The organism is Caballeronia sp. M23-90 (assembly GCF_053574605.1).
The window spans coordinates 1-10,826 of sequence record NZ_JBSIPA010000209.1; the positions used below are offsets into that span (position 1 = coordinate 1).

General features: G+C 61.8%; 8 protein-coding genes and 1 pseudogene. 5 read left to right on the plus strand and 4 right to left on the minus strand.

All coding sequences use genetic code 11. The features are described 5' to 3' along the window. Positions 1-114: 114 nt before the first annotated feature. Positions 115-435, plus strand: a pseudogene (locus ACRXB1_RS19930) (AMP-binding enzyme); the annotation flags it as partial. A 111-nt stretch (positions 436-546) separates the two neighbouring features. Then, on the plus strand, positions 547-1,395 hold the full coding sequence (locus ACRXB1_RS19935) for an IclR family transcriptional regulator (RefSeq protein ID WP_231941515.1): 849 nt from the start codon (positions 547-549) through the stop codon (positions 1,393-1,395). 71 nt (positions 1,396-1,466) lie between these two features. Here the strand turns inward: ACRXB1_RS19935 and ACRXB1_RS19940 are convergent, their stop codons facing one another. Continuing rightward, positions 1,467-2,354 (minus strand): SDR family oxidoreductase, encoded by an 888-nt coding sequence (locus ACRXB1_RS19940; protein ID WP_449492973.1) that lies wholly within the window; start codon positions 2,352-2,354, stop codon positions 1,467-1,469. Positions 2,355-2,454: 100 nt separating this feature from the next. On the opposite strand from ACRXB1_RS19940, the gene ACRXB1_RS19945 reads away from it, so the two are divergent. Next, positions 2,455-3,297: a helix-turn-helix transcriptional regulator gene (locus ACRXB1_RS19945; RefSeq protein WP_174362489.1), complete on the plus strand. Its 843-nt coding sequence runs from the start codon at positions 2,455-2,457 to the stop codon at positions 3,295-3,297. A gap of 50 nt (positions 3,298-3,347) precedes the next feature. On the opposite strand, the gene ACRXB1_RS19950 is transcribed toward ACRXB1_RS19945, so the two are convergent. Beyond that, entirely contained in the window at positions 3,348-4,724 is a 1,377-nt protein-coding gene (locus ACRXB1_RS19950; protein WP_449492974.1) for a sigma-54-dependent transcriptional regulator, read from the minus strand. A gap of 3 nt (positions 4,725-4,727) precedes the next feature. Further along, complete coding sequence (locus tag ACRXB1_RS19955) at positions 4,728-6,590, minus strand: ATP-binding protein (protein WP_174362486.1); 1,863 nt, start codon at positions 6,588-6,590, stop codon at positions 4,728-4,730. Positions 6,591-6,949: 359 nt separating this feature from the next. Between ACRXB1_RS19955 and ACRXB1_RS19960 the strand changes: the two genes are divergently transcribed. Further along, positions 6,950-9,193, plus strand: coding sequence for a DUF6351 family protein (locus ACRXB1_RS19960; protein WP_174362487.1), 2,244 nt, complete (start codon positions 6,950-6,952; stop codon positions 9,191-9,193). Positions 9,194-9,285: 92 nt separating this feature from the next. On the opposite strand, the gene ACRXB1_RS19965 is transcribed toward ACRXB1_RS19960, so the two are convergent. Further along, positions 9,286-10,203 carry an AraC family transcriptional regulator gene (locus ACRXB1_RS19965; protein WP_062001514.1) on the minus strand — a complete coding sequence of 306 codons (918 nt, stop codon included), beginning with the start codon at positions 10,201-10,203 and terminating at the stop codon, positions 9,286-9,288. A 105-nt stretch (positions 10,204-10,308) separates the two neighbouring features. Here ACRXB1_RS19965 and ACRXB1_RS19970 point away from each other — a divergent pair. Next, positions 10,309-10,826, plus strand: a 518-nt coding sequence (locus tag ACRXB1_RS19970) for an SDR family NAD(P)-dependent oxidoreductase (RefSeq protein WP_449492975.1), incomplete at its 3' end; no start/stop codon positions are given.

Sequence of the window (10,826 nt, forward strand, 5' to 3'; positions counted from 1 at the left end):
CATCCTTCTGGATGTGCAGTTCAAGGACGCAGCCATAGACTGGGAAGCGCTCCATGCATGGGCTTCCGAGCGCCTCGCAAGCTTTCAGCTGCCGCGATATTACCGGGCTGTCGAGCAGTTCGAACTCGCGGCGAGAACGTTTCGGCGTGGGAGATCGAGCGGGTGTTTGCCGGGCATCCGGCGGTCAAGGCGAGCGCCGCAATTGGCGTGGCGACATTGGTGGGGGAGCAGGACATCCTTCTGGATGTGCAGTTCAAGGACGCAGCCATAGACTGGGAAGCGCTCCATGCATGGGCTTCCGAGCGCCTCGCAAGCTTTCAGCTGCCGCGATATTACCGGGCTGTCGAGCAGTTCGAACTCACCGCGAGCGAACGGATCCGCAAGCATCTGCTTTCGCGGGACGTGGGTAACGCATGGGACAGGCTGCGCCGCTGAAGCTCTATCAGAGCGGAGCAAGGCGCAGTCAGCCAGTTATCTCATCCTGATACCTGTACAGCGACATGCGATAATGCGAGCCCGTGCCTGACCGATGCTGAGAACAAGAACGTGAGATCCGCCCCGCCCACCAGCCGCCGCAAGTCCAATGCGCCACTCGCCGTTTCCGGCGAGGAAAAGGCGAGCGATCCGACGGAGTCATCGCTCTTCGTGCAATCGGTTGAAAAGGCCATGCGCGTGCTGACCGCGTTCGACGGCAGCAAGCGGCAATTATCGCTTTCTGAGATCTCCGCACTCACCGGCTTCGACACAAGCGCCACGCAACGCTTCACGTTCACGCTTTCGGCGCTTGGCTACCTGTTCAAGGACCCGGACAGCCGCAAGTACGAACTGTCGCCCAAGCTGCTCGATTTCACTTATCACTATCTGACTTCCAACGAACTGGTAAGCCGGGCCACGCCGTATCTTCAGCAACTCGGCTCAGAGACGGAAGAGGCCACCAATCTGACCGTGCTCGACGACGTCGACATCGTGTTTGTGCTGCGGATTGTCAGTCGCAACGTGTTCAATGCGCACGTGATCACGGGCTCGCGGTTGCCGGCGTATTGCACGGCGCCCGGTCTCGCGATCCTTGCCACGCTGCCGGATGGAGAGGTCGACGATATCCTGGCGCGCACCAACCTTGTCCAGTACACCGCATCCACCGTGCATCAGCCGCGCAAGATCAAGGAGCGCCTTGTGCAGATCCGCAAGCAGGGCTATGCGCATACGGAAGACGAATATTTCGTCGCCGATATCTCGACTGCCGCGGCCATTACCAACGCGCATGGCCGAGGCATCGGCGCGGTGAACATTGCCGTCGCGCGCTCACGCTGGCACGCCGATCGCGACGAACAGCGCTTTGCGGACCTGGTGGTGTCGACTGCATCCGCTATTTCGGCCCGTCGGCGCGCGGACTGACCGTCTCGTCACGTTTTCACCCAGGGGCCTGCTTTAGGTTCCACGTCCCGAGGCCGCCGCGAACGCGCTGATCAGACGAACCGCGCTTGGTCCAGATCCTCGATAAGCGTCGGCCCCGTCGGAATCCAGCCCAATCGAGCTTGAGTGAGGGCGCTCGATGCCGGCATATCGAGGCCGACGAACATTCCCATCCATCCGAAATGTGCCGCTGCTTCCTCCGCGGTGATCGAAGCGACCGGCAGATTCAGGCCCCGGCCGAGGGATTCTGCGATAGCCCGGCTCGTGATGCCTTCTTCACCCACTGCGTGATAACGCTCGCCCTGATTGCCTGCCTCTACTGCGAGCCGGTAGAGACGTGCAACATCGGAAAGGTGACCGGCTGGCCAGCGGTTGAGGCCGTCGCCCACATAGGCCGAGACGCCTTTCTCGCGTGCAACTGCGACGAGCGGCGAAATCAGTCCCTGCTTGAATGGATTGTGGACCTGGGGAAGCCGCACGACGGACACATTGATGCCCGTCTCGAGAAGCGCATTCCCGGCTAGTTCCGACGCAATACGTGGATTGGGATGACTGGTATTGAAGACGTCTTCGAGCGCCGGTTCGCCGTGCTGACCGCTGCCCATTCCGGTTCCCGAGGTGATGACGAGGGGCCGGTCGGAGCCTGCGAGTGCGGAGCCAAGGGCGGCGATGGCGCGCTTGTCCTTTTCACAGTTTTCGACGAATTTGGTGAAGTCGTGGTCGAACGCAGTATGGATGACCGCATCCGCTTGCGCCGCGCCGCTGCGCAGGCTGTCGGGATCCTCCAGCGTGCCGCGATGCACCTCGGCGCCGGCGGCTTCGAGTGCGCGCGCTCCATCGTCCGAACGGGTCATGCCAATAACATGATGGCCTGCTTGAATGAGTTCCGGAACGAGAGCCGATCCAATGAATCCTGTCGCGCCCGTAAGAAAAATACGCATGGTTGTTGCCTCGCTGGATAGTAAGGAGCCTACTATCCGGCGATTTTCTATTCCTTTAAAGTAGTGAGATCATCATATTAAGATGACTAACAGGGTCCTCATGCCGATCAGCACGCCCAGTTCCTTAGGAGTCTTTCTACGCAACCGCCGAACGCGGCTGGACCCGGCCGCGTTCGGGTTTTCGGGACCCAGGCGCACGCCGGGGTTGCGCAGGGAAGAGGTTGCATTGCGGGCGCATATCAGCCCGACCTGGTACACGTGGCTGGAACAGGGACGTGGCGGCGCGCCATCGTCAGACGTATTGGACCGGATCGCCGGCGCGTTGATGCTGACGGAGCCGGAGCGCGAATATCTTTTCGTATTGGGGCTGGGACGGCCGCCGGAAGTCCGCTATACGTCTGTAGACGGTGTCAGTCCCCGGCTGCAGCGCCTGCTCGATTCGCTCGATGGAAGTCCCGCTCTGATCAAGACCGCTACCTGGGACGTCGTTGCGTGGAACCGTGCCGCGGCCATCGTGCTGACCGATTACGGCGCACTGCCGGCAGATCAGCGCAACATCCTGCGCTTCCTGTTTTGCAATCCCGCTATTCGCGCCAAGCAGCATGACTGGCAAAACATCGCCCGGTTTGTTGTCGGTGCGTTCAGGGCGGATGCCGCGCGGGCGGGTGCCGTGTCGGAGGTCAATGAACTCGTGGACGAGCTTTGCAGGGCCAGTCCGGAGTTCGAAGTCCTGTGGCGGGAAAACGAGGTGCACGGTCACGGAGACGGAACGAAGGAACTGATGCACCCGGAGCTCGGGACTATTGAACTGGAATACTCATCGTTTTCAGTCGATGGCCGGCCGGATCTCGGATTGATCGTCTACACACCGGTCGATGCCGCGATCGCGGACCGCATCAGGAAGATGTCCGCGGCTGCGCGGCTTGTCGAGAGCACGACCTGATTCTCGCCCCGGGCCTCGATGGCATCGTCGAAGCGACGCCCTTCGGTGCATCATCGTTTCCGGATAACGTTTTCCTCTCCCTTGTAAGACTCCGGGTCGAGTTCATGTTTTTTCAGTTTGTCGTAGAGCGTGTTCCGGGCGAGGCCGAGCAGTTCACTGGCTGCCGCCGTCCTTCCCGCGCACAGCCTCAACGCGTCTTCTATCAAGCGCCGCTCCAGCGCCGCGACCTGTTCGCTCAACGTACGATTTGGCCGTAGCGTGGTGGCCATAGGTGCATGGCTCTGTCTTAGCAAGCCCAGCACGAAGCGCTCAGCCACATTCTTCAATTCTCGCACGTTGCCTGGCCACGGACGCTGCATCAACTCGAGTTCCTGCGCCGAACTCACCTCGGGCACATCCCGCTGGTGCCGAGCCGCCGCTTCAAGAAGGAAGTGATTGAAGAGCAAGGGGATGTCCTCTGGACGGTCTCTTAGCGGAGGGATTTCGAGAAAGGCGACGCCAAGCCGGTAGTAAAGATCCGCCCTGAACTCGCCATGCTCGGAAAGCTCCAGCAGATCCACTTTCGTCGCGGCGACGACCCTGCAATTCATCGGGATCATCTCGTTCGACCCGAGGCGTTCGAACTGGTGTTCCTGGAGCGTGCGCAACAACTTGGCTTGCTGCCCGAACGGCATGCCCTCGATCTCATCGAGAAACAAGGTGCCGTGTCCCGCGTATTCGATCTTCCCCAACCGTCTCTTCGATGCCCCCGTGTAAGCGCCGGCTTCGTGTCCGAACACTTCGCTCTCGAACAGCGACTCGGGAACCCCTGCGCAATTGAGGGCCGAGAAGTGGTGCTTGCGGCGCTGACTGTGGTCATGCAGGCAGCGCGCGACCAGTTCCTTGCCCGTGCCCGTTTCCCCGAGGACGATGACGTTCGCGTCGGCGTCCCCCAATGACAGCACCAATTCACGGAGTTGCCTGATGGCGGGGGAGCGGCCGATGATGGTCGACTCGATCGATTCGCGGGCCGCCAGCGTCGCTCTCAACGCCTGCACTTCGAGCGTGAGCCGGCGCTTCTCCAGCGCACGCCGGACAGCCTCGGCGAGCCGGTCGGACGAGAACGGCTTTTCGATGAAGTCGTAGGCGCCGTCGCGCATGGCATCGACGGCCATGGAAATATCGCCGTGACCCGAAATCAGGATCACGGGCACTCTTGGCGCCATTGCGACGGCTTGCTGCAGGAGCTGCACGCCATCCATGCCCGAGAGCTTGACGTCCGTCACCACGATGCCGGCAAAGTCATCGGTCAGATAAGTCAGTGCGGGCTCGGCCGCATCGAATTCGGAAACCCGGATACCTTCGAGGCGCAGCGCCTGAGCCGCACCCAGACGCACGGCGGGGTCATCTTCGATCAGGATGACGGTAAGCGCGTCTGAATTGTTCATGGTCTAGGCCGCCTTGAGTGACACGATGAACTCGGCGCCCGGCGCGCAGCCGCGCGCTGCGATCGAACCGCCAAACTCCTGCACGATACCGAGTGAAATGGTCAGGCCCAGCCCGAGTCCCGCACCCTGGCGTTTGGTCGAGAAGAACGGCTCATAAAGGCGCGCCTGGACTTCGGGCGTGATGCCGGTCCCGGTATCGCGGACACTGATGAGTACGTGTTCACGGTTCCTGTCGACCGCGATGGTCAACACCTTCTGCTGGTCTGCACCCTCCGCGGTTTCCATTGCATCGATTGCGTTCGACATCAGGTTGATCAGGACCTGCTCAAGACGATTTGCGTCGCAAATGGCAAGGGTATCGGCGTTGCCCATCCGGCGCACCATGACCCCGTCCTGTCTGATCCTTTGCTCGAGCAGGAAGAGCGCGTCGTTCACCACCGAGCCCACCGCGACCGGCTCAGCGCCGGCTGGCGACTTGCGCGCGAACTTGCGAAGCTGGCCGGTGATTTTCGCCATCCGCATGACGAGCTGGGTGATCGCGACAAGGTTGCTGCGAGCGTCGGCGTGCAGTCCTCTGTCCATCATCTTGATGGCGTTGTCGGTCAGGGTTCTTAATGCCGCCAGTGGCTGGTTCAGCTCATGGGTCACGCCAGCGGACATCTGGCCGAGCGTCGCGAGCTTGGCCGCCTGCACGAGACCGTCCGTTGCGGATTTCAGGGCCTGTTCCGCACGCAGGCGTTCCTGCACTTGCGCGGTCAGCAGCGCATTTGCATCGACGAGATCCTGGGTCCGGGACACCACCTGGTCTTCGAGACTGAGCTTTGCGAGTTCCAGTGCCTGCCTGCTCGCCTTGGCATGCACATGTGCCCGTCTGCGCTGGTAAAAGACCACGATCAGGCTGGTGATGAAGAGGACCGCGAGCGCACTCGCCGCAGCCGCGGTTCGCGCCGACGTGACGATCGGCACCACGCTGCTCAATACCATCACGCTCCAGTCGGTGCCCGGAACGAGCCGGGTCTGGGCCAGGTACAGCTCCCGCACCTTCGGGTCGACGTGACCACCTTCGCTCTTTGCGCTCTCGATCAGCATGGCGTCCGCGGTGAGACTGCGGATCTCCTTGAAGCCGATGGTCTTCATGATGCCGTCTTCGTTGTATTGACGTGTATCGACCAGCTCCTTTCGAGCGCGTGCAGATAGCGGCCTCAAGGCCTTGTATCGCCATTCGGGAACCGTGCTTAGGAAGGCGATGCCATTGCCGTCGAGGACAAGCAGGCGTTCGTCGCTTCGCAGCCAGAAATCGTGCAGCGAGTCGAGGTTGATCTTGACCGCAGAGATGCCGACTATCTCGCGGCCGTCGCGCACGGGTGTCGAGAAGTAATAGCCCGGCTCCGCGCCGGCGGCGCCTATGCCGAAGAAGTGGCCGTTCGAGCCCGCGTTCGCGCTCTTGAAGTACGGCCGATATGAAAAGTCCATTCCGACGAATGAGTTCTTTTCTTGCCAGTTGCTCGCGACGATTGTCCTGCCGGTTCGATCTATCAGATAGCTCGCGGTTGCCTGCGCGGCTTTGTTGACGTGGTCCAGATAGTCGTTGACTGCGGAGATCGACGCACGATCCTTGACCGGTTGTTTCATCAAGCTTATGACGTCACGGTTCTGCGCGATGACAGCGGGCAAGAACGCATAACGTGCAAGCTCCCCGCGCAGCGAGTCGACGTAAAGGTCGAGCTTGTGCCCCTCCGATTCCTGCAACGACGAAGCCGCAACCCGCTCGCCATAGCGATAGCCGAATGCGCCCGCTGCGAGCACGCATCCGAGAACGGCAAGCAGTACAAGCAGGCGCGCACGAACGTAGGAGCGGGTCGTCATTGCATGAGCACTCGTGTGGAACGAGTGGAGTTTGACTACACCCCTGTGGTTTGCGATATCAGTGTTTGCATTAGGTCGCATGCCGGCAGGCGACTTCGCGTGACTCATGAACAGTGCCGCAACAGTGGCGGCAGGACGCGACCGTCCCCGAACCCGTGATCGGGTAGCGGTTCCATTACGGATTTCCGGGATGCTGCGGGGGTGGCCTGAGTTCACACATCAAAAAACATCAGTTAAATCAATGCATATCAGGAGTGCTGCCCAATCGCGCGAATTGGCATGGACGTTGCCTTGTGAGTCCTGCCCGATAAAAGGCGTCGTCGGGTGAAGACAACAAAATTACCTCTCCCGGAGGAGACATGCTAATTACCCTGATGCGCGGCATACGTCGCGCGAGTATCCCCGTTTGTCTTGGAAGAGTTCTCGCCGGGGGCGTCGCCGCCTTCATGATTGCGGGCTGCAACAGCGGTTCCGACGACGGAAAACCGTACGCCATAGCGGTTACATCGCTGTCTTCCACGCCGCAGTACGTGTCGGGCGGCAGCGCGTTGATCCAGATTGCGACGAACGCCCCGGCGGCGCAGGCGGTCGTGGTCAAGGTCAATGGCACTGACGAATCCGCCGCGTTCAAACCAACCGCTGTTGCCGGCGTCTACCAGGGCGTGGCCACCGGCATGGCGACCGGCGGCAATACGATCGTCGCGTCGATCGGCACGACCAGCGCGTCGCTCAACGTCACCAATTACCCGATCACCGGTCCGATCATCTCGGGTCCGCACCTGAGCCCGTTCCTCTGCCAGACGCAGGCTTTTGCGTTGCCTGACGCAAGCATGCTCGGTACGGCCACCGATGCCGACTGCTCCGCGCCCACGAAGGTGACCTATATCTACATGCCTAACGGTGGCAGTGCGTTCAAGCCCATGCCGAGCACGACAGCGCTGCCCGCCGATGTCTCGACAACCACGACGCTCAGCGGCGCAAAGGTGCCGTTTGTCGTCCGTGTGGAGACCGGCACGATCGACCGCGGGATCTACCAGAATGCGGTGCTGCACGATCCCACCACCGAGGCGCAACCGACTCCGCTTGCTCCACCCAAGGCGTGGAACAAGCGGCTGATCGGTATAGAGGGATTCGGCTGCCCGGGCGGCTGGTACATTCAGGGCGGCGCCATAGGCAACCTGGCGATTGCGGGTTTCAACCTGAGCGACCTCGATCCCACCCGGCTCGGCGAAGGGTATGCGACCTTCAGCAACACGTTGCAGCATGCATCGAATAGCTGCAATGCCGTCCTGTCCGCGGAAGCCGCCATGATGAGCAAGGAACACTTCATCAAGACCTTCGGCGTGCCTGATTTCAGTGTCAGCGAGGGATGCTCCGGCGGGTCCTACGGCAGCATGCAGCCTGCGGACATCGTGCCCGGTCTGTTCGACGGCGTGCTTGTCATGTGCACCTTCCCTGATCCGTTGGCGATTGCATTTTCCGGCTCGGACGGTCATTTGCTGACGCACTACTTTGCCGTGACGAATCCCACCGGGTTCTCGACGGTGCAACAAGTGGCGGTCTCGGGCTATAAAGGCCTGCAGGCCTTCTACGATGCCGCCAACCAGGCCGGCCGCACCGATCCCATTTCGTCGCGGGTCGATATCTCGGGTTATGTTGCCGGGACCTGGAACACCATCGTGCCCGTGGGCCTTCGCTACGATCCGAACTCGAACCCGAAGGGCGCGCGTGCCGATGTGTACGACTGGAACCGCAATGTGTATGGCATCGACCCGAATACGGGATTCGCGCTGCGTCCGTTCGACAATACAGGCGTCCAGTACGGTCTCGCCGCGCTCAACGAAGGCTCGATTACGGCGGACCAGTTCATCGACTTGAACGCGAAGATCGGCGGTTATGACGCGGACGACAACTACATCAGCACGCGAACATCCGGCGATCCGGGCGCGATCCAGCGGATGTATAAAAGCGGTCTTCAGTTGAGCGGCAACGGCGGTTTGTCGTCGATCCCGATCATGGACGTCAGCGGCATCTATAACGACGACGGCGGCTACCATTATCAGTGGTTCCACTTCGCCACACGGGAGCGGCTGAAACGCGCCAACGGCAGCGCCGATAACCAGGTCATGTGGCGCGGCAACCCCGTGCCGGCGACGAATGCATGGGCCACGTTCATCCAGTGGGTCGTCGCCTACAAGGCCGATACCAGCACGTCGAGCCAGCGTGACAAGGTCATCAAGGACAAGCCCACGCAGGCGGTGGACGGCTGCTGGAGCGATGCCACCCACTTCATCACGGAGACGCAGACACTGTCGAACCAGCCGAACACGACCTGCAACACGCTGTTCCCGTCGTGGACGTCGCCGCGTCTTCGCGCAGGCGGTCCGGTATCGGCGGACGTCGCCAAATGCCAGTTGAAGGCCATCGACCCGCACGACTACGCAGCCCCGTTGACGTCCGACCAGATGACGCGTCTTCAGGCCGTGTTCCCCTCGGGCGTATGCGACTGGACCAAGACCGGTGTGAACCAGACGGGCGTAGTGCCCATGCCTTCGTTCGGACCATCGCCCGTGAATCTGGTATTCGATGTAACCAAGAGCTAGGGCGAAGACGATGGCTGCCCGCGGGCGGCCATCGGGCAAGCATGCCTTCGCAGCGTAAGGCATTGCCTAAGCAGCAGCGTGTTGCCGACGTCCTAGGTGTCGTCGGTGACGACCTGTTCCTCGCGCGCATATTGCGACGGTGGCCGCCCGACGTGCCGCGTGAAGGCGACGCTGAAAGTGCTTGCGGAGCTGTAGCCCACGCGCTGTGCGATCTCGGCGACACGGCCTTCACTTCGGCGCAGCAGGTCTTTCGCAAGCGCCATGCGCCAGGTGAGCAGATATTCCATTGGCGCCACGCCGACCGCCCGGTTAAAGCGTTCGAAGAAGGTCGATCGCGACAGCGCGGCCTCTTTTGCGAGCTCGGCAACCGTCCATGCTCGCGTCGGCTGTGCGTGCATACCGCGGATCGCGGCCGCAAGGCGCGCATCGGACAGTCCCCGCACCAGGCCCGGCGATGCCGTCGTCTCAGCCGTGGACCGCAACGCCTCGATAAGCAGCACCTCCAGCAACCGCGACAGCACGACCTCGCGAGCGGGCCGCTGTCCGCGTGATTCATCTCTTACCAGTTGCACGAGAGTGGCGAGCCGCTGTTCGCCGCGGACATGCACGATTTGCGGCAGCAACGCGACCAGCAGGGACGCGTCCGGTGAACCGAAGCTGCAGTGACCCGCCATCAACCGCGTATCGATGGGGCTGTCAGCGTCCCCGATCCTGAATTCATTGTTGCCGAGCGCGGTGGGCGCCAGCGTCTCGACGCCCGGGGGCGGCGGCACGAGGCTGGACATTGCAACGCCATACGCGGCGGGAATCAGCATGAAGTCGCCGGAGATGAGCTCGATTGGCTCGTGTCCGTCAATCGCAACCCGGCACCCGCCCTCGAGCACCACGCAATAGGACGGCTGGCCGGCATCGGAGCGGTTCACGCGCCAGGGACTGGCGCCAAAAACCAGTTTGGAAAACCGGGCGCTCGGCTGCAGCAGCAGCACGACTTCGGCCAAAGGGTCGATCACAGCCGGACTCCTGCAGATGAAATTCGGACTTTTGATTGTAGCAAGTACTGGTTCGGCGGTCTATCGTGGGAGCCATACGCACACCACCCCAACAAAGGAGTTCACATGAAAACCGTACTGATCACGGGTTGCTCTTCCGGATTCGGCCTTGAAACAGCCCGCTATTTCCTGGCCCGCGACTGGCAAGTCATCGCCACGATGCGCACGCCCCGCGCCGATGTACTGCCGCCTTCAGAGCGGCTGCGCGTGCTGGCGCTCGACGTCACGGATCCGGAAAGCATCCGCAAGGCTATTGACGCGGCCGGGCCTATCGACGTCCTTGTCAACAACGCGGGCATTGGTGCGGCATCTCCGGCGGAGTTCACCCCGATTGCGACCGTGCGCGGCATTTTCGAGACCAACATGTTCGGCACGATCGCGGTGACGCAGGCGGTGCTGCCGCAGTTCCGGGAACGCAAGGCCGGCGTCGTGGTAAATGTGACGTCAAGCGTCACGCTGAGGGCAATGCCTTTGATCTCCGCTTACCGCGCAAGCAAGGCGGCGGTAAACGCCTTCACCGAGGCAATGGCGCTGGAACTCGAGCCCTTCGGCGTGCGGGCGCGCCTGGTGCTGCCGGGCCGTGA

Excerpts from the sequence above, each read along its gene's own strand:
- ACRXB1_RS19955 (WP_174362486.1), bottom strand. The coding sequence starts at position 6,590 with ATGACGACCCGCTCCTACGTTCGTGCGCGCCTGCTTGTACTGCTTGCC.
- ACRXB1_RS19950 (WP_449492974.1), bottom strand. The coding sequence starts at position 4,724 with ATGAACAATTCAGACGCGCTTACCGTCATCCTGATCGAAGATGACCCC.
- ACRXB1_RS19945 (WP_174362489.1), top strand. The coding sequence starts at position 2,455 with ATGCCGATCAGCACGCCCAGTTCCTTAGGAGTCTTTCTACGCAACCGC.
- ACRXB1_RS19940 (WP_449492973.1), bottom strand. The coding sequence starts at position 2,354 with ATGCGTATTTTTCTTACGGGCGCGACAGGATTCATTGGATCGGCTCTC.
- ACRXB1_RS19960 (WP_174362487.1), top strand. The coding sequence starts at position 6,950 with ATGCTAATTACCCTGATGCGCGGCATACGTCGCGCGAGTATCCCCGTT.